This is a genomic window from Acinetobacter sp. JADD-222, assembly GCF_049310645.1.
This window is the reverse complement of record NZ_JBMOWI010000001.1, coordinates 403,500-428,401: the sequence shown is the minus strand read 5'-3', so window position 1 is coordinate 428,401 and position 24,902 is coordinate 403,500. Positions and strand designations below refer to the sequence as shown.

Annotated in this window: 20 protein-coding genes; 8 read left to right on the top strand and 12 right to left on the bottom strand. The window is 38.2% G+C overall.

Translation table 11 applies throughout. The annotated features are described in order from the left end of the window. The first annotated feature begins 35 nt into the window (after window positions 1–35). Both ACO6UW_RS01925 and wecB read left to right on the top strand, forming a co-directional pair. Complete coding sequence (locus ACO6UW_RS01925; protein WP_065387997.1) at window positions 36–1,253, top strand: tetratricopeptide repeat protein; 1,218 nt, start codon at window positions 36–38, stop codon at window positions 1,251–1,253. Between the two features lies 1 nt (window position 1,254). After that, window positions 1,255–2,397, top strand: a complete 1,143-nt coding sequence (gene wecB, locus ACO6UW_RS01920) for a non-hydrolyzing UDP-N-acetylglucosamine 2-epimerase (RefSeq protein WP_057062840.1) — start codon at window positions 1,255–1,257, stop codon at window positions 2,395–2,397. On the opposite strand, the gene ACO6UW_RS01915 is transcribed toward wecB, so the two are convergent. From ACO6UW_RS01915 to ACO6UW_RS01875, 9 genes are all read right to left on the bottom strand, one after another. Next, window positions 2,382–3,302: a hypothetical protein gene (locus ACO6UW_RS01915; protein ID WP_032035907.1), complete on the bottom strand. Its 921-nt coding sequence runs from the start codon at window positions 3,300–3,302 to the stop codon at window positions 2,382–2,384. The genes wecB and ACO6UW_RS01915 overlap by 16 nt on opposite strands. Beyond that, window positions 3,280–5,124 carry a hypothetical protein gene (locus ACO6UW_RS01910; RefSeq protein ID WP_065387996.1) on the bottom strand — a complete coding sequence of 615 codons (1,845 nt, stop codon included), beginning with the start codon at window positions 5,122–5,124 and terminating at the stop codon, window positions 3,280–3,282. Before ACO6UW_RS01910 ends, ACO6UW_RS01915 begins: the two co-directional genes overlap by 23 nt. Continuing rightward, a complete protein-coding gene (locus tag ACO6UW_RS01905; RefSeq protein ID WP_002118919.1) occupies window positions 5,125–6,375 on the bottom strand; it encodes a glycosyltransferase family 2 protein in 1,251 nt (416 codons plus the stop codon). Continuing rightward, window positions 6,362–7,258: a hypothetical protein gene (locus tag ACO6UW_RS01900; protein WP_002118561.1), complete on the bottom strand. Its 897-nt coding sequence runs from the start codon at window positions 7,256–7,258 to the stop codon at window positions 6,362–6,364. The genes ACO6UW_RS01905 and ACO6UW_RS01900 overlap by 14 nt, the downstream gene beginning before the upstream one ends. Beyond that, a complete protein-coding gene (locus tag ACO6UW_RS01895; protein WP_057062838.1) occupies window positions 7,258–8,001 on the bottom strand; it encodes a hypothetical protein in 744 nt (247 codons plus the stop codon). The genes ACO6UW_RS01900 and ACO6UW_RS01895 overlap by 1 nt, the downstream gene beginning before the upstream one ends. Window positions 8,002–8,196: 195 nt before the next feature. Then, entirely contained in the window at window positions 8,197–9,639 is a 1,443-nt protein-coding gene (locus ACO6UW_RS01890; RefSeq protein WP_057062837.1) for a cryptochrome/photolyase family protein, read from the bottom strand. A gap of 118 nt (window positions 9,640–9,757) precedes the next feature. After that, window positions 9,758–10,240, bottom strand: coding sequence for an FKBP-type peptidyl-prolyl cis-trans isomerase (locus ACO6UW_RS01885; RefSeq protein ID WP_002118581.1), 483 nt, complete (start codon window positions 10,238–10,240; stop codon window positions 9,758–9,760). 135 nt (window positions 10,241–10,375) lie between these two features. Then, window positions 10,376–11,662: an NAD(P)/FAD-dependent oxidoreductase gene (locus ACO6UW_RS01880; RefSeq protein WP_057062836.1), complete on the bottom strand. Its 1,287-nt coding sequence runs from the start codon at window positions 11,660–11,662 to the stop codon at window positions 10,376–10,378. 97 nt (window positions 11,663–11,759) lie between these two features. Further along, window positions 11,760–13,079, bottom strand: coding sequence for a D-alanyl-D-alanine carboxypeptidase PBP6B (locus ACO6UW_RS01875; protein ID WP_057062835.1), 1,320 nt, complete (start codon window positions 13,077–13,079; stop codon window positions 11,760–11,762). 171 nt (window positions 13,080–13,250) lie between these two features. On the opposite strand from ACO6UW_RS01875, the gene ACO6UW_RS01870 reads away from it, so the two are divergent. Continuing rightward, window positions 13,251–14,954, top strand: a complete 1,704-nt coding sequence (locus ACO6UW_RS01870) for a M61 family metallopeptidase (RefSeq protein ID WP_057062834.1) — start codon at window positions 13,251–13,253, stop codon at window positions 14,952–14,954. Window positions 14,955–15,354: 400 nt separating this feature from the next. Further along, window positions 15,355–17,592, top strand: coding sequence for an NADP-dependent isocitrate dehydrogenase (locus ACO6UW_RS01865; protein ID WP_002118624.1), 2,238 nt, complete (start codon window positions 15,355–15,357; stop codon window positions 17,590–17,592). Window positions 17,593–17,707: 115 nt separating this feature from the next. Here ACO6UW_RS01865 and ACO6UW_RS01860 read toward each other — a convergent pair whose 3' ends face one another. Then, complete coding sequence (locus ACO6UW_RS01860; RefSeq protein WP_005067912.1) at window positions 17,708–18,496, bottom strand: rRNA large subunit pseudouridine synthase E; 789 nt, start codon at window positions 18,494–18,496, stop codon at window positions 17,708–17,710. A 196-nt stretch (window positions 18,497–18,692) separates the two neighbouring features. Between ACO6UW_RS01860 and icd the strand changes: the two genes are divergently transcribed. After that, on the top strand, window positions 18,693–19,949 hold the full coding sequence (gene icd, locus ACO6UW_RS01855) for an NADP-dependent isocitrate dehydrogenase (RefSeq protein WP_005067916.1): 1,257 nt from the start codon (window positions 18,693–18,695) through the stop codon (window positions 19,947–19,949). 35 nt (window positions 19,950–19,984) lie between these two features. Here the strand turns inward: icd and ACO6UW_RS01850 are convergent, their stop codons facing one another. Both ACO6UW_RS01850 and ACO6UW_RS01845 read right to left on the bottom strand, forming a co-directional pair. Further along, complete coding sequence (locus tag ACO6UW_RS01850) at window positions 19,985–20,110, bottom strand: hypothetical protein (RefSeq protein ID WP_014207334.1); 126 nt, start codon at window positions 20,108–20,110, stop codon at window positions 19,985–19,987. Next, window positions 20,107–21,285 carry a YbfB/YjiJ family MFS transporter gene (locus ACO6UW_RS01845; RefSeq protein ID WP_057062833.1) on the bottom strand — a complete coding sequence of 393 codons (1,179 nt, stop codon included), beginning with the start codon at window positions 21,283–21,285 and terminating at the stop codon, window positions 20,107–20,109. Before ACO6UW_RS01845 ends, ACO6UW_RS01850 begins: the two co-directional genes overlap by 4 nt. A 96-nt stretch (window positions 21,286–21,381) precedes the next feature. On the opposite strand from ACO6UW_RS01845, the gene ACO6UW_RS01840 reads away from it, so the two are divergent. The 3 genes from ACO6UW_RS01840 (at window position 21,382) to ACO6UW_RS01830 (ending at window position 24,831) form a co-directional block, all read left to right on the top strand. Next, the gene (locus ACO6UW_RS01840) at window positions 21,382–22,263 is read left to right on the top strand and encodes a LysR family transcriptional regulator (protein ID WP_002118709.1); all 882 of its coding nucleotides are present in this window, start codon (window positions 21,382–21,384) and stop codon (window positions 22,261–22,263) included. A 208-nt stretch (window positions 22,264–22,471) separates the two neighbouring features. Continuing rightward, complete coding sequence (locus ACO6UW_RS01835) at window positions 22,472–23,866, top strand: L-cystine transporter (protein ID WP_002118474.1); 1,395 nt, start codon at window positions 22,472–22,474, stop codon at window positions 23,864–23,866. Window positions 23,867–24,015: 149 nt separating this feature from the next. Beyond that, a complete protein-coding gene (locus tag ACO6UW_RS01830) occupies window positions 24,016–24,831 on the top strand; it encodes a PhzF family phenazine biosynthesis protein (protein WP_032063308.1) in 816 nt (271 codons plus the stop codon). Window positions 24,832–24,902 lie beyond the last annotated feature (71 nt).

The following is a 24,902-nucleotide window of genomic DNA, read 5'->3' as shown; positions in this document are numbered from 1 at the left end:
GCAAGCATTCTACCTATTTTACTCTAGAGGTCCCAATGAATAGCAAAACAATAAAATCTATAACCCGTTCCTTTATCGTTATTGGTTCGATCTGTCCAGCTTTAGGCCTCTTAAGTGTTGAGACTAGTTTTGCGCAAGAGATTGTTAATCAAGAATATAAACCAGGTAATCCAATTTATGATAAATGGGATCAATTTTATAAAATTGAAAAGACTCAACCTGAAAATGCCGAGAAGTTATTATTAGAACTTGGAGAGATGACACCACAAGATATTAAAGTATGGAAAAGTTTAACTTATTTACAGATTAGGTTAAGGAAACAAGATGCTGCTTTGCAAAATCTAAGAAAAGCAGAGGCATTAGATCCAGCAGATGATAATTTAAAACTCCAAGAAGCTTATCTACTGAATTCTCAAAAACATAACAAAGAGGCTTTGGTAGTTTTTAAGGAGCTTACGCAATCTAAAGATGCGGATATTGCCAATAAGGCGACACAGGCCGTAAAGAATTTAAGTGGAGGGGAAGTCAAAACTTATTTCCGTGATGTGTATTTTGCACCTTCATATGAATCACGTTACGACGATGTAATTTTCCCACTTAAAGCTCGCTATGGTAAGAACCTCGATAATGGTCGAGCGCAGGTGTATGGCTTTTTAAATCTAAACCGCGATACTCAATCTCAAGGCGGAGTACGACCTGAAATTATTGATGAAAATGCAGTAACTCTAGGTGTCGGCGCTAATTATCAACCTTGGACTTCTATACCTGTACGCATGTATTTAGAAGTAGGTGGAAGCTATGATCTGATTGACCGAAATAGAGATAAATTTCGTGAAAGTGTTGTGGGTGGGATAGCAGGTTATCAAGAATGGTATTCTCAAAATAGTTGTAATCAGTCACTTTGTTTTAATGATTACTTCACTGATTTATATGGCAATGCTGCGACTTATTCTAGAGAAGATTATAACGTTATTGGCGATTTACGCTTACGTACGGGTTTGAATGTCTATAAGGGGGAAACGGGCACTGTACAGGCGTATATGAAATTGCATGGCTTAGCTGACAGTAAAGATGAGTATTACAATAATTTATTTGAATATGGCCCAGGTATTTCATGGCAGCCTTTTAATTATCAACCTATAAAATTACGTGTAGAACGACTATATGGCAATTACTTTAAAGATGTGCCAGTAAATACGAAAGATCATTACAACAATACTCGAGTAGAACTCGTTTTTTATAAGGATTTCTAAAATGAATAAAATTTTTATATCTATCGTATTTGGAACCCGTCCTGAATTAATCAAACTTGCCCCTGTGATTTTATTGGCAAAACAAGACCCTCGCTTTCAAGTTGAAGTGATTTTTACTGGACAGCATGACGAACTAGTAAGAGATGCGATAGATTTCTTTGGGGTTGAAATTGACCACCGTCTTAAAATTATGAATGCTGGACAAAGTTTAAATCAGCTCTTAATTCATGGTTTGAGCCAAATCGAGAATGTGTACACTGATGGACAAAAACGAGATGCAATTGTTATTCAGGGTGATACAACAACTGTTTTAGCAGCTGGCTTAGTCGCGTTTTCAATGAAAGTTCCTGTTGCGCATGTTGAAGCTGGTTTACGTTCTTATGATTTAGATCATCCTTTTCCAGAAGAGGGAAATCGTCAGTTAGTTTCACGTATTACTAAATGGCATTTTGCCCCGACTGAACAATCAAAAAGAAATCTACTTAATGAACAAATTCCGCCAGAACTCATTACTGTTACAGGCAATACTGTTGTTGACGCTGTGTATTTAGGGCGTAAATTAATTGCTGAAAAATCTGATTTGAAGAACCAGCTTGAACGTTATGGAATTCAATTAAAGCAGGATGACAAAGTTGTACTTATTACTGCCCATCGTCGTGAAAACTTTGGTGGTGGAATTCAAAATATTTGTAATGCAGTTGAGCACTTAGCTCAAGCACATCCTGATTTACATTTTATTTGGCCTGTACATTTGAACCCGGCAGTACATGATGTAGTCCATGATAAGTTTAAAGACCATTCCCAAATCCATCTTGTTAAACCATTAGACTACCCAAGTCTATTGGCAGTGATAGACCGATCGAATTTTATTTTGACGGATTCGGGAGGCTTACAAGAAGAAAGTCCATCATTTAATAAGCCAGTTTTGATCTTGCGGGATACTACCGAGCGACCAGAAGTTGTTGAGGTGGGAGCAGGCGTTTTGGTGGGTACAAATCAACAAAAAATTATTGAAGAAGCTGAAAAGTTACTCACCGACCAACAGCATTATGAAAAAATGGCACATGTGGAAAACCCATTTGGCGATGGGCAAGCTGCTCAACGTATTCTCAATCAAATTGCTAAATCTTATGAATCGGCATAATTATGATTTAAGGATCTCGTCTCATTTATGGTTTTATTCGCATGACCATAAGTGAGGCGGTACCATAAGCTCACAATATTAACGCACCAGCGGCTCATGTAATGAGGACCATCAAAAATATAAACAGTTTTACCTTCATATGCTTTTAGCTGAGAAATAATTTCCCAAGGGTATGCGGCTCTAAATTGCCCATTCTTTTTCACTCTAAAAGCTTCTAATACTATAATTACTTTGTCTTTTCCAAGTTTATGTTCAAGCTGATCTAAAATATGTTTGGCCTGTTTAGGTGATCGAATCCCTACGCCAACGCCATCTTGGAAAAAAACTCCAGTATGGTCCGGTAGCCAGCTTTTAACCCACAAATCATAATTTTCAGGTTCACTTTCGCCACTATAAATACTTACCCAAACTGGTGAGGGGAGCTTTGACAATACATGGCCTAAAGCACTGACTCGTAGCCAAGTTGGATCAGCTTCTACCGGAAAGTAATAGCCTTTAAATGCCGTTTTTTGCTCTTTTATAATTTGGGCAGATTTTTCGCCTAACTCAATGACATTTGCTCGCGCTTTAGGTTCATTATATTCGCCAGCTAACCCTAATATAAGATTTTTAGCCCATGGCTCTTGTTTAATTTTTTCTAAATTAATTGCTTTTTCCCACTGTGGAAAATTGGATTCTTTCCACCATGATTTAGATTCAACCACAGACCATTGGGGAACAAAGGTATCGACACCTAAGTAGTGCCAATTTCCTTCTGGAGGAGTCGTTTTATTATCAGGCTGCCAGAAAATACCTTCAATATGAGGGGCTTGACCTTGATGTTTGAAAAGCCCCGCATATACGATGACACTACATATAATTAAAATAATAAAAGCAGCTATTTTAATTGGTATCTGTTTTCTCATTATTTCGTCTTAACCAGTACCACAAGAAGATAATTATTATCATAATTGCAGAGATAATCACAACTAATAAGAAGAAAGAAGACTGTTGGACTAGAGGCGCCTTTTGATTTCCGACAATGAGTTTTTGTAAAACATAGATATTTCCATTTTCTGAAACCAGCATTTTCGTCACGTTGTTTGGAATTTTATGTTGTATTTTTTCCCAAAGGTGCATAAACGTTTGTGCGCCACCTTGTGAGTCGGTAATCACATCAAAGCGGTTATTGTTATAACTGACAATAAAACCATTTTGGGCAGCAGGTGCATAAATAATATCCTGATGCATTAGTACTTGTTGTTGATAAATATCTTTGTTAACACGGACATTTACAGATTGTGGCGCGCTCGGTGAATAACGGACTAGGTTGAGAGGCATTGGTGCTTGGGTTAAAAGCATTTTTTTCGCAGTTTGACCTAACACAATCGCGATATTTAATGCACCAGATTGACCATCAACCGCAATTGTGGGGGTTGTTGCTAAAGTCATTGAAATTGCGGCTACACCATTTTTAAGTTTATGAGGTAGCTTTACAGTAGATTTGGCTGTATCAATCCAAAGTGAACCATGTGCGTTAGGTAAACATTGGGAATTGGCTATCACTGAATTTTCCAGCTTTAGACTAAAATTTGTCGTATTAGAAATAGCTTTTGCAAAAATATTGAACTGACGGTTTACTGGGTCTGAAGCAAGGTCGGCTGTTTTCATGCTTCCAGCAAGTCCTCCATCAATCCAAGCTGTAATATTGGAACCTTGTAATAAACCACTTTGAATACGAAGTGCGATTTGTCCTTGCAAGATATCGGTTGGTTGCCATACCGCAGGGAAATCAAGAAATAAGTTTTTTTCAGCGTGATTTAATCTGAAATCTTCAATTCCTAAATCGGCGAGTGTATCGATTTTTTTAAATTGAGCCCATGTTGGATTAGATATTGTATTTGGAAAAACTGCGTTTCCTGTACTCAATTGTTGTACATAAGAAGAATTAATTAGTCCATTTACTGCGCTCGTTAAATCTTGTTGAGTATGATAAGTAATTGATAAGGTAGGCACACCTTCTACAGGTTTTGCAATTTGTACTAGTGCTCCGCCTTTTAGTGGTGCTGCTGAGCGAATAACTTCAATAATAAAGTTTGTTTCAGGATTTAAATTGGTTTGTCCTGAATCAACCCATTCAACAGGTGTTATGGAGGTCCATGAACTTGCTAATCTGGCGAGCATGGAGGCTTCTATAATCTCTTTACGGTTGTATTTTAAAATACCAACAAATGGAGTAGGCCGTCTCGCTTGTGGGTTATATAAAGCATCTGGCAAATCTTTTAAGCGATATTCATTACGAATAGGTGTAAAGTCGAGCTGGGAATTACTTAAATAAGTTAGGTGATCAATATCTTCTGTACAGAATGTTTCTTTGGTTTGATTCAGCGTAGTCGGTTTCGCATATTGTTGAATAATAAAATCTAAACGGTGAAAACCACTCTGACTTGCTGGAATATCAAATTTGACTTGACCATCCCCACTTAGGGTAGTGTTATAAATGAGTTTATCATCATATTTTACAAGTAAAGTTGTATCGCTTTCAGTGGAATAATCACTTGAAAATTGAATGTTTTGCCACTGGGCACCTTTGCCAATATAGAAAAAATGAGGCTCGACTGTGTATTTAGTAGAAGTACTAATATCGTCCAGTTCCCATGTATACGCATGAGCAGACATGGCGAGCATAAGACTGGTGCTGGCAAGGAGCACTTGAGCTGTTTTGTAAAGATCAAAAGTCTTTTTCATTTATTTTTTCTCCTTGCTACGTTCCGTTTTGTACCATTGAAGGGAGTTGCCCTGTATTTTATTTTTAAGCATGTCATATGCGGCTTTAAAAACAATAAATAGAAATATTTGTGAGTAACTTACGTAAGATAGAACTGAATAAAAGTAGAGTTCTGGTTTAACTTTTTCGAGTGAAAGCGTAAACCACATTTGTGCCACATATAGGCAAAATGACAGTCCCCATAGAGTTGTGAATGGGCCTGGAACTGAAATACCCGCAATATCAAGTATGCCAAGGGTTAAGGTGATATGACTCCAGAATAAAGCGGGTACAAAAAGTATGTAGCACATAATGTTGTTAAGAATTTCAATTCCGATAGGAAAAGGCGTTCTTAATGCGACGGGTAAATATTTACGAGTCACATAAAAATTACCTTGGGTCCAACGTGAACGCTGTTTAACAAACACACTCAGAGATGGAGGATCTTGCTGCCAACCAATTGCATAGGGCACCCATTTAATCCGTTTTTGACCAATGAAAATCCTAAAACTCATTTCTGTATCATCGACCAATGACTTTTCATCAAAACCGCCTAAGGTTTCTAAAGCATCACGCCAAATCACATAGTTAGTACCCATTAATGTCGATAGCTCAAAACGTTGCCAACGACCGCCTTGGAAAATCCATTGGAAAAAGATGAACTCAATGGCAATAAATCGGGTCAAAATACTATCTTGCCAATTACGTGTTCTTACTTTTCCATTAACGGCTACTAATTTTTTATCGGCAAGTAGGGTTTGAGCTAGCAAGCGAACACAATCGGGTTCTGGTGTACTGTCCGCATCATAGACAACAATCAATTCGCCTCTAGCATGGGGGAGGCCATTATTAAGCGTTCTAGATTTACCTTTACCCCCCATTCCTTTAGGAACATTAACAATCTTTATGCAAGGATAAATTTTTGCCAAATTTTCGGCGATTTCTAGGGTGTTATCCTTTGACCCATCATTAATGAGTAAAACTTCATATGCTTCGGCTGGGTAATCTTGTTGAGCAATTGCATGCAAAGTATCTTCAATCACAACACCTTCATTATAGGCAGGGATCAAGACACTCAAAACGGGCCATCTCTCTGGTATTGGAAGGTTTTGTAACTCTTTTTCTGCTGTTTTTGAATATTTCCAAGCTTGATAACTTAACCACGCCCAAAATGCTTGTGGAATCCAAATCCCTAAAAATCCAAATAAGAAGAGAATATCAATGGGAGCCATTTGATTTAACCCTCCTGATAATAGACGAGATGAGCAAGACTAATAAAATCAACCCGATTACAAGAGAGAACCATGAAATATAGCTACCAAACGTACCAAGGAGGTCAGGGTAGGTACTCGTCAGAATTAGATCGAGTGGAACTACAACAGTACTTAAACCGATAAAAATGTATCCAAGGAAATTAGTTTTTACATGCTCTGGCGTACTTATGTAATTAATCTTATTAAATTTCCAAGATATTCCGAGTTGAGGATATCGAATATTTGTTGTGGGTAGATCAGCAGGAGGATTAATAATAATTTCATACCCAGAAATATGACCGTTAAAACGTTTAGCCGAATAAAATAAATGCTGTTTTTGCTTAATTTCTCTAGAGGGTAACGGGAGCTGCGAAGGGTTAAATTGAATAATATAACTACCAGCGGTCTGTGAAATTAAATTTTCATCCCATCCCGTTGAGACAAAAGCAGCCATTGGGCGCAACCCAATTGCAGTCGAAAATGTGGCTTTAGCCGCAAAATATTGAGGTTGCTCTGATTTATAAAGTGCAATCGGAATCGCACCTTGGCTGACTGCTTCTTTGAGCAAGAAATAATGAGAAAAGCTAAAAACTTCATCCGGCAATATAATGCCAGGCTTGAACCCTTTATGAATAAGTCGTTGAAAGCTATCCGAGCTGATCTGGTCAATTGTAAAGATAGGCCACCATGTATCCTGATATGGAAAAAACATTGAAAGATCATCGGTACTCTGAACTTCTGTTTTTGTTTGTTCCGTTTTAATCTCACAATGATAATATTGCCGATAGAACTGCTGTAAAGTGGCATCAGGATACTGACTAGATGCAATAATAATTCCACAAATATTAAGAAGATTAGACATTAATTAATCTCCTCTTCAGGTGGAATCTGAATAACTTTATATTCGACTTCAAGCCGCAAAGTCATAATTTCTTTTAGCTTTTTAATAAATTCAGGTTCTTCATCCGTTTTTTGCTTGCGAATTACAATGCTGTATATAGTTTCAAGATCATCATCAGCAAACTGGAAAATGATTTCTTGTGGATGATGTTGGCTCAAAATTTTAATCATTTCATTTTGAGTGGTTTTCCACACATCGTCGCCTAACATTTCTTTAATTAAGCTTCGGTTGAGAATTCTAATTTCAAAGACTTCATAGTCTTGAATGTGATGATGATCAAGAAGCTTAAAGAAACTGCGTTGAAAATACTTGAGTGCGCTAAGCGGGAAAATATCACGGCGATAATTACGGTCATAACTTTGAATATCGCGGTATTTTTGAACGTTAATTTCAATATTATGGCGAACAGCACTCAGAAAAAGAGGAATGAGGGGAATAATAAAAAGTAAAAGAAGCTGACGTTCAATATGCGTCTGAGCCCCTAAGTCGAGTAGAAAATATACTGCAACACCGATAAAAGCGAGTAAGCCCACAATTAAGGATGCACCAACTTGTAAAAAAGCTCCAGAAATTAAAAGAATGAGAATAAAAATCCAGCTTCCTCTAAAACTTACAGGCAACCACTCATACGCCACCATGCCCATAAATAGATGAGCTGCGATAATCCATAAGACGAGTGTTCTTCCAGGGTTCTTATGTTGCATGTGAGCTATAGCTACCTTATTGTAATGTTAATTTTTTTATACTTTTATTACTAAATGTGAGACATTGCGAAGTTGTTGTTGTTTATGGCCTTTTTTAAGTATCTATTATGTTTATTTGTAGAACAAAGTCTCACTATAGTCAAATACTGTTATTATTTTTTAATTAAAAATAAACACTTAAGACGTAATTCTTATTTAAATACTCTTGAAAGTTTCAATTGCTTTAAGACGAGTTTCCTTTAAATCTACAATTGGTTTTGGATAATTTAACTGAATATTCGTTTTAGTCGAGTAGGGCTCATGAATGGCTTTATTGTCTAGATGAGCTAATTCTTCAACCCATTGACGAATATAATCTCCATTTGGATCAAATTTCTTTGATTGAGCAATAGGGTTAAAAATTCTAAAGTAAGGTACGGCATCAGTTCCGGTAGAAGCACACCATTGCCAGCCACCATTATTTGCTGCTAAATCCCCATCGATTAAATGCTCCATAAACCATTGTTCACCTACTCGCCAATCGATGAGTAAGTTTTTACATAAAAACATAGCGGTAATCATGCGAACACGATTATGCATCCATCCCGTTTTTAAAAGTTGACGCATTCCAGCATCAATAATCGGTATACCTGTCTGGCCCGTTTGCCATGCAATTAGGTGCTCTGGGTTGTGATTCCACTTAATTTTCTGAGTGTCTTTTTTAAACGGAATATGTTTAGAAACATGGGGGAAATCAAATAAAATATGTTGATAAAATTCTCGCCAAATGAGTTCATCTAACCAAGTCTGCTGGCCTTCATTTGTCAAATGAAAGTTGCCATGTTCAGCCCTAAAAAGAGCTTGCAGGCACTGGCGGATAGACAAAATCCCAATGTTTAAATAGGGAGAAAGTTGGCTAGTTCCTCTTACATTGGGAAAGTCACGTTCTAATTTATAATCAGATAAATGATCTTTAATAAATATGTCGAGCTGCTCTAGAGCAAAATTTTCTCCAGCTGGCCATAAGTCTTGTTGCTCTTTAGAAACAGAAGGATCAAAAAAAGCTTCAATATCTTCTAGAGTTAAGCTGTTTATTTTTGAAAAAGACGCTGGATAGCTACTTTGCTTTTCAGGAATTGGATAGCATTGAGGTAAACCACTGATATCCAATTTTGAATAACATGATTTTTTGAATGCACCGAAAACCTGATAGGGCTGCTGTGACTGATTGCGAATAGAGCATAAAGGAAAAATCGTACGGTCATGGAATAAAAAGAGCTCTTTACCTTGTTGATTTAAAAAATCTTGTACAGTTTTATCTCTTTTTAATTCATTAACGCCGATCTCTATATTTGAATAGACATTTTCAATATTAAGTTGAGTGCAAAGTTCACCAATATAATCAGCGATATCTTTCCAGTAAGGAATGACTTGGATAATAAGGGGAATATTAAGTTGTTCTAGTTCTTTTTTTAGTTGTTGAAGTTGACGTAAATAGAAATTAATTTTTATAGGCGCATCGTGATGCATTTTCCATTGTTCAGGCGGTAAAATAATTAACCCAATACAAGGCCCTTGTTGAGAGGCATGCCATAAAGCAGCATGGTCTCGAACTCTCAAATCTTGACGAAACCAAATTAGCTGATTTACGTTTGACATGAAAATTGGCCCTTATAGAGTGAGGTGAGTTAAAGAATTATTATCAAAATATTATATAAAAATAAATACATAAAAAAAGCAAAGCCGAAGCTTTGCTCTTATCATCTTTAAAGATGAATTAGTGGTGATGACCACCAGCACCGTGTACGTGACCGTGATCTAATTCTTCTTGAGAAGCATCACGGATTTCTACGATTTCAACTTCAAAAGTTAAATCTTGACCAGCAAGTGGGAAGTTAGCATCAACAACAACGTTGTCGCCTTCAACCGCTTTAACAGTAACGATCTGTACGCCGTCATCTGTTTGAGCTTGGAATTGCATGCCAGGTTGAATGTTCTCAACACCTTGGAACATTTGAGCTGGAACTTCTTGTACTAGGTCTGGGTTGTATTCGCCATAACCTTCAGCAGCTGGAACGTTAACAGTGAATTTTTCACCAACAGTTTTACCTGTTAATGCATTTTCTAAACCAGGAATGATATTGCCTGCACCGTGCAAATAGGCAAGTGGTTCACCTTGAGATTGATCAAGTGTTTCACCCTCAGCGTTTGTTAATTTGTAGTGGAATGAAACCACGTGGTTATTTGCAATAGCAGTCATGTTTTTGATCCATTCAATCAATTGAAGCGTACATCATAAAGTGAAAAATAAATTTTGTAGACTACAAAATCTTAATCTTTGGCACTTTTTCTGATGCGTTTTTATATAAATAGGGACGAACTTAAAAAATTCAACTTAATACAGCTTAATTTTTGGACGTACACGTCTTGTAAGTAAATCTTTCATTGTGAGTAGTCCAGCCTGAGTATATCCGTGAATCGTTGCTTGATGTAAACGATATAAAGAGACATACATTGTTTTCGCAATATAGCCTTGCACGCTTACATCCCCAAGTAATTCTCCAACCGCTTTATGACGACTTAAAGACACGAGAGAACCTTTGTCGTTAAATGTAAACATCGGCTGTGACCGGCCATTTAGTCGAGCAGCCATAGCATCAACTAAGAAGCCGGCCTGTTGGCTTGCAACTTGAGCACGTGGGCCAAGTGGAGGATGCCTTGCATCAAGTTGGCAATGAGCGCAGTCACCAAACGCAAATACATTTGGATCAGAATAGGTTTGCAACGTTGCATAGACCATCAGGCGGTTAATGTTATCGCGTTTAAAATCGGTAAAACTTTCTAATACCTTTGGTGCTTTTACGCCTGCGGCCCAAACGGTAATATCACTTTTGAGTTGGTTGCCATTGCTAAAGTAGATGCAATGCTCATCAATTTTTTCAACGCGGTGTTGAGTTAAAATTTCAACACCCATTTTTTTGAGTTGCCCAGCACTGTGTTCAGCAGTTTTATCGCTTAGAGCAGGTAAAATACGCTCAGAAGCTTCAATCAGTGTGATTTTGACTTGGTTTGGATGAATCTTCTTTAAACCATATCGATAAAAGTTTTTAGTCGTTTCAATTAACTCAGCTGCAAGCTCTACACCTGTTGCTCCCGCACCAACAATTCCAATATTTAAAGTTCGCTGATTGGGTTGATTTTGAGCTTCAATATAAAGATGTAATAAATCTTGCTGGAAAATATCAGCTTGCTTTCTGCTATCAAGGAAATGGCAGTTTTCACGCACACCTGCTGTATTAAAGTCATTTGATACTGAACCAAGCGCTAAAATAAGTGTGTCATAACTTAGCTTTTGCGAATGATTCTGCTGATCCTTAGACACTTGAGGGGGCATTAGTTCAATTAATTTTTTATCTTTATTAACTCCAACTAATGTTCCGAGCACAAATTCGTAATGATGTTTTTCTGAGTGTGCAAAATAGTTAGTTTGTTCTTCGTGGGGATTTAAAGAACCAGCAGCAATTTCATGAAGCAATGGTTTCCAAATATGGGTAAGGTTTTGGTCAACCAATGTAATCTTTGCTTTACGATTTTTCCCAAAAGTTTCACCGAGTTGTGTTGCCAGTTCTAAGCCGCCAGCACCACCACCAACAATTACAATATGATGTAAATTTTGGGTCATTTTTTCACCTAATTATTTTTCTATAAAAAAAGATGGCTAAATTATGCCATCTTTTATTTATAAAAATTATTGTGCGTCTGTGCACAATTTGATGTTTTTAGTGCGAATCTACTGGGTAAAGTTTTGCAGCACTATGTTCACTTGATGAAAAAATAGAGAAGAGGCTAGAAAACCACATTGCGATTTTTTGGAAAATATTGGCTTCTTCAATATGTACATTATCTTCGATTTGAAGACTACGGATCAGTTGATTATTTTGATAAATTGATACTGTTGCCAAACTTACGACTTTCATTAATGGCGCAGTTAATTGTTTTTCATTGAGCTCAATGTTTACATGTGTTTGAGTCGTTTCGAGTGGAGCAATAATCTTTGGTTGCATATTGCTATCAAGTACTTGAACGCGTTGAGTCACATTATCAAAAGTATTTAGGTCAATTGGTGCTGGGTCTGCATATAAAGACGTCGTTACAATTGTTGGTTGCTTTGTTTCTACCTTAAACATTTTTAAAGTCGACTTTACAACAGGTAGTTCAGCAATTAATTTCTGCTCAGGAATAATCACTTCATCACGTGTATAGGCATACGCAAGATTCATTAATTTATCTGCAATCTCAGCGCGTTTTACAGCACTCGGCGTACCTAAAACGATTACTAATAAACGTCTTTGAGTTAAGTCAGATGAGAATGAAGGACGTGAAGCTGTGAGTGCCAAATTATAACCCGCTGCTTTGGTATATCCAGTTTTTAGACCGTCAACAGATGGGTCATATTTTAAAGCAAGGTTTGTCGCATGATGGAAGCGTTGGTTATAGCTAAAGCTTGGCATTTTTGAATAATGTAAATATTCAGGGGTTTGTTTAATTAATGCCTGACTTAATAAGCTAAGGTCGTGTGCTGTAGTGAAATGGTCAGGCATCGTAATTCCGGCAGGATTACTAAAATGAGTATCTTTCATACCCAAAGCTTGAGCTTCCTGATTCATACGTTGCACGAAGCGCGGAACGTCACCAGAGATTTTTTCAGCTAAAGTCACGGCTGCATCATTAGCAGACATCACGATTAGACCTGCCAATAACTGATCAATTGAAATCTGTTCACCAGCTTTAAGATACATTTGTGATTCATCCCATTGCACAACACTAACCACTGGAGTTGCAGTAATGATTTCTTCTTTTTTCAGTTTTCCAGCTTTAATCTCTTTTAGGGCAATGTATGCAACCATCATTTTGGTTAAAGATGCTGGTGCACGTTGCACATGGCTATTATGCTCAGCAATGATTTGACCCGATTGAGCATCTACAATAGTCCATGCAGCAGCTTCAACACTTTCAGGTGCAATATTGAGTAATGCAGCATTGGTTAGGGTAGTACAAAAAATACTAAAGAGGGTAAAAAGAGATAGAAAAAATTTCACGGATGACCTTAACTTTCACTGGCAAATACGGGACACAGATGCACAGCATGCTATGCCTTTTTTTCGTGGAAGGCTAGTGGGAATTGTTGCCAAAAAATACATCTACGCAAGACGATACAAAAAAGTGATAATCTAATGTGAAGCCGTTCTTATTTTTAAATTGAAGAATTTATGTTGCATTATCAAATTGAGTTCGATGATTACAAACAGCACCTTGTTCACGTGACAATTCGTTTTTTAGCCAACCCGAATCAGGAACTTTGGTTACCAACGTGGATTCCGGGTAGTTATCTAATTCGAGAATTCTCAAAACATATTGAATCCGTTAAAGCTTATGATGAAGCTGGACGTCTGCTGGACATTAAAAAAACGAGCAAGAATCGCTGGCGTTTATTTAATACAGATCATGAATTAATGACGATTGAATATGATGTATATGCATATGATTTGTCTGTCCGTGGTGCGTATGTAGACCAGACTCGTCTATATATTAATCCTGCGTGTGTATGTTTAGCGTTAGAGGGGCAGGAGCAGTCTGCTTGTGAAGTCGAAGTTTTCTTGCCAGATGAATTAAAGCATTTTCAGTTAGCAACAGGCTTAGCTTCAAAAAGCTTAGTTAAAGGTCGATTTACTTTAAAAGCAGATCACTACGATCAACTGATCGATAGTCCATTTGAATTGGCTGATCAAACACGCTTTAGTTTTGAGACGAACGGCATTGAACATGAGTTCGTAATTTCTGGTTCGCATAATACCAATATTGATCGCCTAAAAGCCGATATTGAAAAGATTTGCGTAGCTGAAATAAATATGTTCGGTTCAGCACCATTTAAAAACTATACATTTATGACCATGGCAACAGGTAATAGTTATGGTGGATTAGAACATTGCAATAGCACAAGCTTGATTACACCGCGTGACGATTTGCCAAAATTGAATGAACCAACTGAACCTTCTAAAGATTATCAGCGCTTTTTAGGCTTATGTAGTCACGAATATTTTCATTCATGGTTAGTCAAGTTTATCCGCCCAGAAAACTTTGCAAACTATAATTTGCATCAAGAAGGCTATACTTCTTTACTTTGGATATTTGAAGGCTTTACTTCATATTACGATGACCTGATTTTATTACGTAGCGGCGTGATTTCTCAGAAGTCTTATCTTGATTTACTCAAAGCACAAATTGACCGTTATTTGCAAAACCCAGGCCGTTTTGTTCAAACAGTTGCAGAGTCAAGTTTTGACGCATGGATTAAATTTTATCGTCAAGATGAAAACTCGAATAATGCGGGCACCAGTTACTACAATAAAGGTTCGTTAGTTGCATTATGTCTAGATTTAGGTTTACGTCTACGTGGTTCTAGTCTTGATGCTTTAATGCGTCGTTTATATGAAAACACTCAAAATGGTATGCAGGTAAATGAAAGAACCATTTTTGATTTATGTAAAGAACTGACGGGTGATAGCTGGATTGAACAAATTAATCATTTGATTAATACCACTGATGAATTGCCACTTGATCAACTGTTCCCTGAGTTTGGTTTAAGTTATAGAGTTAAAACTGACAAATCTTTGCCATTAGGCTTGAAACTTGTTGATAAGCCAGAAGGTGTACTCGTGCAAAGTGCTCGCCGCGATAGCGCAGCGGCTAAAGCCGGTATTTCTGCCAATGATGTAATTATTGCAATTGATGGTTTAAAAGCGACCACTAAACTTGTTGAGAAGTATGCAAAACAGGGTGGCACTTATACCGTGTTTGCTTTCCGTCGCGATGAGTTACTATCATTTGACGTTGAGTGCGCTACATCTGATTTAACTGAAGTTGAACTTATTATTGAAGATCAGGCTAAAACTGAAAAATGGTTAAAAGCTTAAATAACAGTTAAATAGTTTATAAAAAACCGATGTTTTGTACATCGGTTTTTTATTTTTAAGTGCTACTAAACGATGAGATTCGTTTTATCTTTGAGTTTGTTTTGAATGAAAAGTATAATAATTGTCAGAACTCTGAAAGATATCTCATGTAATTTAATCGTATTCAGTCCATAAAAAAGTAATAATGAATTATGTATTACTTAAAGCTGGGTATAGGAATATTATCGATAGATTTAAATTATGTATTATTTCGCTGCGAAATGTCGTTATCACTGGATATTTCGTTGACTGGAAGACAATGAGAGCCGATACTCTCAGGGTTTTATTTAAGCATATCGGTTCGTAGGCACTGGGCCACAAGCTCGGTCCTCAACACTCAATCAAACGGAAGGGGCTATATATGGCTGGTGAAAAGTCAACTATTATTTACACACTGACTGATGAGGCGCCATTATTGGCGACCTATTCGCTACTGCCGATCATTGAGACCTTTACCAAGCCAGCTGGCATCGAGATTATTAAAAGTGACATCTCTGTAGCTGCACGTGTGCTCGCAGAATTCGCTGATTACCTAAGTGAAGAGCAAAAGGTATCTGACAACCTTGCAGAGCTAGGTCGTCTTACACAAGATCCAGATACAAACATTATCAAACTCCCGAACATTAGTGCGTCTGTTGCGCAATTAACTGCATGTATTAAAGAGCTTCAATCAAAAGGTTACGCAATTCCTGATTATCCGGAAAATCCAACGACTGAAGAAGAAAAATCAATCAAAGCTCGTTATGGTAAGTGCCTTGGTTCAGCAGTAAACCCTGTCCTTCGTGAAGGTAACTCTGACCGCCGTGCTCCAGCAGCAGTTAAAAACTATGCGAAAAAACACCCTCATTCAATGAGCGAGTGGAAACAGTGGTCACAAACTCACGTTTCACATATGGAAGAAGGTGACTTCTACCATGGTGAAAAATCAATGACACTTGATCGCGCACGTAATGTGAAAATGGAACTTATCACGAATAGTGGTAAGAGCATTGTTCTTAAGCCAAAAGTTGCGCTTCAAGAAGGTGAAATCATTGATTCAATGTTCATGAGCAAGAAAGCACTTTGTGATTTCTATGAAAAAGAACTTGATGATTGTAAAGAAGCGGGAATTTTATTCTCTTTACACGTAAAAGCGACAATGATGAAAGTTTCACACCCGATCGTTTTCGGTCACTGTGTGAAAATTTACTATAAAGAAGCTTTCGAAAAACACGGTAAGTTATTTGACGAATTAGGCATTAACGTTAATAACGGTATGGCTGGGTTGTACGAGAAAATCGAAACTCTTCCAACTTCATTACGTGAAGAAATCATTGAAGACTTACATGCTTGTCAAGAACACCGTCCTGCACTTGCAATGGTTGACTCGGCAAAAGGCATCACAAACTTCCACTCTCCAAACGACATCATCGTAGATGCTTCTATGCCAGCAATGATTCGTGCTGGTGGTAAAATGTGGGGTGCTGATGGTAAGCAATACGATGCTAAAGCAGTAATGCCAGAATCAACATTTGCCCGTATTTACCAAGAAATGATCAATTTCTGTAAATGGCATGGTAACTTCGATCCGAAGACTATGGGTACAGTACCAAACGTTGGTTTGATGGCTCAAAAAGCTGAAGAATACGGTTCTCACGACAAGACTTTTGAGATTTCAGAAGCTGGTATTGCGAACATTACCGATCTTGATACTGGTGAAGTGTTATTGACTCAAAATGTGGAAGAAGGCGATATCTGGCGTATGTGTCAGGTTAAAGATGCTCCGATTCGTGACTGGGTTAAACTTGCAGTAACTCGTGCACGTAACTCAGGCATGCCTGCAATCTTCTGGCTTGACCCGTACCGCCCACACGAAAACGAATTGATCAAGAAAGTACAAAAGTACTTAAAAGATCATGATACGACTGGTCTTGATATCCAAATCATGTCTCAAGTACGTGCAATGCGTTACACACTTGAGCGCGTAGTACGTGGCTTAGACACGATTTCTGTGACTGGTAACATCTTACGTGACTACTTAACTGACTTGTTCCCAATTATGGAACTTGGTACTTCTGCAAAAATGTTGTCTATCGTTCCGCTTATGGCGGGCGGTGGTATGTACGAAACTGGTGCTGGTGGTTCAGCTCCTAAACACGTACAACAACTTGTTGAAGAAAACCACTTACGTTGGGATTCACTTGGTGAGTTCCTTGCGCTTGCAGTATCTTTAGAAGAGATGGGTATTAAAGAAAATAATGCTCGTGCTAAGTTACTTGCGAAGACACTTGATGAAGCGACTGGTAAATTGCTTGACAATGACAAGTCTCCATCACGTCGTACTGGTGAAATCGATAACCGTGGCAGCCACTTCTACTTGTCACTTTACTGGGCTGAAGCACTTGCTGCTCAGAACGAAGATGCTGAGTTGAAAGCTAAATTTGCTCCTCTTGCTAAAGCTTTAGCTGAAAATGAAGAGAAGATTGTTGCTGAACTTGCTCAAGTACAAGGTAAACCAGCGGACATCGGTGGTTACTACGCAATTGACCCAACTAAAGTAAATGCTGTAATGCGTCCAAGTGCTACATTTAATGCAGCTCTTGCAACAGTTGAGGCTTAATTACTAACTCGTTAGTAAATAGCTTAAGAGCCGGTGCATATGCACCGGTTTTTTATTGCCTAAAATAAAAGACATTAAAAAAGCCCACTGATGTGAGCTTTTAAAAGATTAAATCTTATCGACCATTGCGGCCACGACCACGTGGTGCTTTGGTATTTGGACGAGTTGTACCATTAGTCTTACGACGTGGTTTCTCGCTTTCATCCATTTGCCAAATACGTTTTGTACCAGACTTTTTCGCAGAACCATCTTTGTTCTTGCGAACCATTGGTTTGCCACCAGTACCGCCTGGCTTTTTCACATATGAACGTGAGCGATAAGGCTGTTCAGCCGGAACATCTTTAAAGTCGGGGTAGAGTAATGGTTCAATTTCTTTTACATCACCCGGTCTTAAACCAAGTTGAACTAAATCGATTGAGCCAATTTTAGTACGAATTAAACGTAAAGTTGGAAAACCTACCGCAGAAGTCATCCGACGAACTTGGCGGTTACGGCCTTCACAAATTGAAATCTCGATCCAAGATGTTGGAATATTTGCACGGTAACGTACGGGTGGATTGCGTTCCCATAACCATTCAGGTTCACTTACTTTAATGGCTTTTGCAGGAAGCGTCATACCATCATTCAGTTCTACACCTTTACGAAGTTGCTCAAGCGCTTCTTCGGTTACATCGCCATCAACTTGAACTAAATACGTTTTGTATTTTTTATTTGCAGGGTTGGTAATGAACTGATTCAGACCACCATGATCGGTTAAAAAAACTAAACCCTCAGAGTCCATATCAAGACGGCCTGCCAAGCGCAAAGTCGGGTCATCAACAAAGTCAGAGACGGTCATGTGCGCTTCGTCTTTACGAAACTGGGAGAGAACGTCATAAGGCTTGTTGAGAATCACAATTTTCATAAAAAATGGCTTCTTCTTTCAAATAACTAGAGAAAACATTGAGCTATATTTAAGTGCGAAATTTGCTTATTTCCCACATAAATCTCAAAAAGAATTAAATTCGATTAAGCTATTATGCGTTAATAAAAGTTGAAAGTATTGTTTATCGATAATTATTTTTAGTTAATTAAGTATTATAAAAGGGAGAATCTACACAATGGGTTATCAGAAGATCGTGGTTCCTGCCGACGGCGACAAAATCAAAGTAAATGCAGACCTATCACTGAACGTACCAAATCATCCAATTATTCCTTTCATTGAGGGTGATGGTATTGGTGTAGATATTACGCCAACCATGAAAGCAGTCGTAGATGCTGCGATTTTAAAAGCTTACGGTGGCAAACGCTCTATCGAATGGATGGAAGTGTATTGCGGCGAAAAAGCCAATAAAATTTATGGCAACTATATGCCTGAAGAAACTTTTGAAGCACTTCGCGAGTTTGTTGTATCAATCAAAGGTCCTTTAACCACACCAGTAGGTGGAGGCATTCGTTCACTCAACGTTGCTTTGCGCCAAGAATTAGATCTATATGTTTGCGTACGACCAGTACGTTGGTTTGAAGGCGTTCCTTCACCGGTTCAACACCCCGAATTAACTGATATGGTGATTTTCCGTGAGAACTCGGAAGATATCTATGCCGGTATTGAATGGAAAGCTGATTCTGAAGAGGCCAAAAAAGTCATTAAGTTCCTTCAAGAAGAAATGGGTGTCACAAAAATCCGTTTCCCTGAAGGATGTGGTATTGGAATTAAACCTGTTTCAAAAGAAGGAACACAGCGTTTAGTCCGTAAAGCCATTCAGTTTGCAATCGAAAATGACAAGCCTTCTGTGACGCTGGTTCACAAGGGGAATATCATGAAATACACCGAAGGTGCTTTTAAAGAATGGGGCTATGAGTTGGCTCTTGATCGTTTCGGTGGAGAGCTAATTGATGGTGGCCCATGGGTTAAAATTAAAAACCCTAGGACTGGTAAAGATATCATTATCAAAGATGTCATTGCAGACGCGTTTTTACAACAGATCCTCATGCGTCCCGCCGATTACTCTGTTATTGCCACACTAAATTTAAACGGTGACTATATTTCTGATGCTTTGGCAGCGGAAGTCGGAGGTATTGGTATTGCACCAGGTGCAAATATTGGTGGTGCAATTGCAGTGTATGAAGCAACTCATGGTACTGCCCCTAAATATGCGGGTCAGGATAAAGTAAACCCTGGTTCTATTATTCTTTCTGCGGAAATGATGCTGCGTGATATGGGGTGGACAGAGGCAGCTGATTTGATCATTAAAGGAATTTCTGGAGCGATTGCTGCCAAAACCGTAACTTACGATTTTGAGCGCCTAATGCCAGGTGCAACCTTGTTACGTTGTTCTGAATTTGGTGATGCAATTATCAAACATATGGGAGAGTAATCTTCTATTAGAAAGCCCTCGGTTGAGGGCTTTTTTTATTGCATAAATTCGGGATGTTTCGGAGTTTTAATAAAGCCAGTTTTCTTTTGATAACTCTGGTCTAGGGCTTGAATAACAAGAACGAAAGTAACTAGAAATAAAGGAAAGAGCAGAGTTTTCACGATTTGGTTTCTCCGAAAGTTGAGGTGAAAGAAGGGCGTAGGGGAATTAAAAGGCAAACCGCAAAGAGAAGAACGGTTCCACCCAAAAGAAAGAGATGTGCATAAGACCAATGCAAATGATGCAAAGTACTAATGACAACACCACCCAAAAGTTGAGTACTGGCAAAGCCAATGGTGGCAAGGCTCCAAAGCTTTTGATAACGGTGCTCATAAATCTGTAGCAGACTATAAGAACTAATAAATACGGTTGCGGGAGTCAGTAAGCCTGTCAGAAGCGAAGATAAGGCCAGTAAAGATGCGGTATGTGAAAGGAACGGCAAAACAACGGCTAAGCTGTAAATGGTATATAACCATTTAATGGCCTGTAGATATCCGATTAGTCTGCTTAAGCAATAAGCGACAAGTGCACCAATGCAGCTTCCCACTCCATAAAGAACCCAAAATAAATTTCTTTGCTGTAACGGAAAATGCAGAGTTCCGGATAAATAATCCATCCAAAACAAAGAGTGTGGAATATATGCAAAGGCACTACACATATAGGCAATAATAATGACAAGGCCTAAACGTGATTTTTGTAAGGCTTGTATAGTGGTCGATTGCGGCTTAATAATCTGGGCAGTATTACGAGTTAATAATCGATAAAGAGTTAAGCTTCCTAATAGAGAAAGACCCGCGAAAATATTCCAAACATAATGTACGGGCATATTTTTAAGTAGAGGAATAATAATAGTGGCGGATAAAACGCCGACACCAATCCCGCTAAATCCTAAGAAATTAACTTTTAATCTTTGCGTGTTGGGAGTGTATTTCATTGCAAAGCTAGGCGCCAAAATCATAAGTAAGCCGCCAGCAATACCTGAAATCGTACGCCAGACAATGAACCACACCAAAGGCATATCCATGAATGAACAGCCTAGTAGGCTGAGGCTGCCAGCTATAGCCGGCAAGACAATCATGGGTGGGATGTACTTTTCTTTAATACTTAAGAGCGCTAATAAGGCACCAATGAGATATCCCAATAAATTTGCGCTCCCTAAGTAACTGGCAAAATCGTGAGTCCAGTGATACTGCTCGATCATGATGGGCATAAGCGCAGTATAGGAAAATCTAAAAACACCAATTCCCAAACAAGTTGCCAAAAAGACAATTAAGCTCATTCGATAAAACGTAGACATGAGAGGACGCTCAATTTTTTTATTATTAAAAGCGAGTTTTTAAATCTTTAAAAATGATTTAATATGATGGTGATTATCTTATTTTGAGATAGTGGTATGTTGCTTAAGTCTCTAGAGTTTTTTTTAGCTGTTGCAGAGAGTGGAAGTTTTTCCTTGGCTGCACAAAAAATGTATACGGTTCAATCGAATATCACGAGCCATGTGAAAAAGCTTGAAGAAGAGTTAGGGGTTATTTTATTCAATCGTAATAACCCTGTGACTTTAACGAATGCTGGACAACAGCTGCATAGTTATGCTGTTCAAATGATTGCTCTACATAATAAAGCGAAAAAAATCTTTCAAGAGGGTGATATTGACCCGAACGAAACCATTCGTTTGGGTAGTATGGAAACGACAGCAGCAATACGGTTACCTCAATTACTCAATCAATGTATGCAGCAATATCCGAATTTGCCGATCGAGTTGCAAACTCACCCGACACGATATTTGTTAAGCGCTGTGCAGCAAGGAGAGGTTGATTGTGCTTTTGTTGCTTCTAAATATTTAATTCCAGAGTTGTATAGTTTACCTGTTTGGCAAGAACAATTGGTTTTGGTTTGTCCGAAACAGCAAACTCACTTTCCAGATGTTGCCAAGCTTGCAAAGACCCGATTTATTGCGTTTCGACAAGGTTGTTCTTATCGTCATGCAATCGAGTTATTTTTAAATGATCACAGTGTCCCGCCTTCACAAATTATGGAAATGGGCAGTCTGGACGGAATTGTAAGCTGTGTGGAATTAGGTGTTGGTTTTGCTTTATTGCCAAAGTCATATCTAAACAAAGTAGTCGAGAAAGTGTCATTAAGTTGTTTTGAACTTAATACTGAATCTGCTCATTTTACTACCTACTTGGTTGCCCAGTCGCCCGAAACATGGGGAACCAATTTAAAGCAGTTTATTCATTTTATTGAGCAACAATTTGAATTAAAGGTTGCTTAGGTTGTGATTGATTTTCATACGTAAATATCCAACTTAATTTATAAATTAAAAGTGATATATATGTATGAAAAAGTCATTTTATATTCTCACAGAGGTTTGTAATCATCTTGATGCTATAAAATTGTGGAAAAGGGTAGTTTATATAGGCTGGCTATGGTCAAATATGCCCCCTTGAAAGATGACACAAGCAATAATTTGGAGTTTGGGAATGAATATACCCTTAATCATCAATATTGTGGTTTTTGTCGGGTTAATATTTTTACTCGCCCAAACACGTAAAACAGACTGGAGCTTATCGAAAAAAGTTCTGGCTGGCTTAGTTCTAGGTGTAGTGTTTGGTTTAGGACTACATTTGATTTATGGCGGTGGCCATCCGATTCTTGCTGAATCTATTAGCTGGTTTAATATCGTTGGAAACGGCTATGTAAAACTTTTACAAATGGTCGTGATGCCTTTGGTATTTGTGTCTATTTTGGGAGCGGTTGCAAAATTACATCAAGCCTCATCTTTAGGCAAAATCAGTTTTTATACAATTGGTACTTTACTCTTTACAACACTGATTGCTGCACTGGTAGGGGTATTTGTTACTAACCTGTTTGGCTTAACTGCAAAAGGTTTGGTGCAAGGTGCTGCTGAAACTGCACGCTTAACTGCCATTAATACGGACTATGTAGGTAAAGTTACCGATTTAAGTGTACCGCAGTTTATTCTTTCCTTTATTCCAAGTAACCCATTTGCTGAATTAACTGGTGCAAACCCAACTTCAATTATTAGCGTGGTTATCTTCGCCGTCTTTTTAGGTATAGCAGCGCTTAACCTAATGAAAGATGATGCAGAAAAAGGTCAACGTATTCTGACTGCGATTCAGACGTTGCAGTCATGGGTAATGAAGCTTGTGCGCTTAGTGATGACACTTACGCCGTATGGTGTTTTTGCCCTCATGACCAAAGTCGTGGCAAGTTCAAACGTCGCAGATATTTTAAATCTAGGCGGTTTTTTGGTTGCATCTTATTTAGGCTTGGCGATTATGTTTGTCGTACATGCCATTATTTTGACTATGACGGGTGTTTCTCCTCTTAAATTCTTTAAGAAAGTTGCTCCAGTTTTAACGTTTGCATTCACTAGCCGTTCAAGTGCAGCAAGTATTCCACTGAGCATTGAAACACAAACTCGTCGTTTGGGGGTGCCTGAATCTATTGCAAGTTTCTCTGCTTCTTTTGGTGCCACCATTGGTCAAAATGGTTGTGCGGGTTTGTATCCTGCAATGTTGGCAGTGATGGTTGCGCCTACTATGGGTATTAACACCTTAGACCCAATGTGGATTGCATCGTTAGTTGGTATTGTGACCTTAAGTTCAATTGGGGTTGCCGGAGTAGGTGGTGGTGCGACTTTCGCTGCGTTGATTGTGCTTCCTGCAATGGGTTTACCTGTAACGTTGGTTGCACTTCTTATTTCAATCGAACCCCTCATTGATATGGGACGTACTGCGTTAAACGTAAATGGTTCGATGACTGCTGGTGTTGTTACGAGCCAATTGATGGGTCAGACTGATAAAGAAATATTAAACAGTGAAGATGAAATTGAGTTAACTCAACATCATTAAAAATCAATAAAAAAACGGCTCTCTATTCTGGATGAGCCGTTTTTTTATATGCATAAATTGCCACTGTGATGTTAATTTTAAAAAAACTGTATCTGTTTTTCTTTTAAATAATTTTCGAAAATAGGCCTATTACAAAAGAGAGCACTATCATGAAAATGTATCAAGTCGATGCTTTTACAAAAGAGTTATTTCGTGGAAATCCAGCCGCTGTCGTTGTTGAAAAAGAGTGGTTAGATGTAGATTTAATGCAGAAGATAGCACTTGAAAATAATTTGTCTGAAACTGCTTTTGTAAAAATTATAGACTCTGAAAACTATGAAATCCGTTGGTTCACGCCAACGGTTGAAGTTGATTTCTGTGGGCATGCCACGCTTGCCAGCGCTTTCGTATTATTTAAAGATTTTACCGAGAAAAAGACCATTAATTTCCATGTTCGAAACTTAGGTCTTTTTGTAGTTCACCAAGATGAAGACGGTAAAATCAGAATGGATTTTCCAATTCGCAAAGCTCATCAAGTTGAAGATTATCCAGCTATTTTACGTCAAGCTTTAACAAAACCTTTTAAAGCAGTTTATCAAAATGTTCAAGCCTACATTGTTGAATATGAATCAGTGCAAGATGTATTAGATGAGCAGCCTGACATGAATTTGCTCAAAGCTCTAGGTAAGAGAACTGCGATTACTACTGCAGGGATGGATGTTGCCATCACCTCAAAAGCCGATCAACAATATGATTGTGTATCGCGTTATTTTGCCCCTGTCGCGGGCATTGAAGAAGACCCTGTTACGGGTTCAATTCATACGGCAATAGCGCCATTATGGGCAGAGAAACTTGCTAAAAATAATATTATTGCTTATCAGGCTTCTAGCCGTGGAGGCGTTTTATATTGCAATGTCCTGAATCAGGAACGTATTGAAGTTTCAGGGTATGGGAAGCTTTATATGCAAGCTGAAATTTTTCCTTAAAATATAAGGCCGTTTAAATAAACGGCTTTTTTTTCAAAACTTTACTATGAAAGTTAGTTCAAATTTCCTAC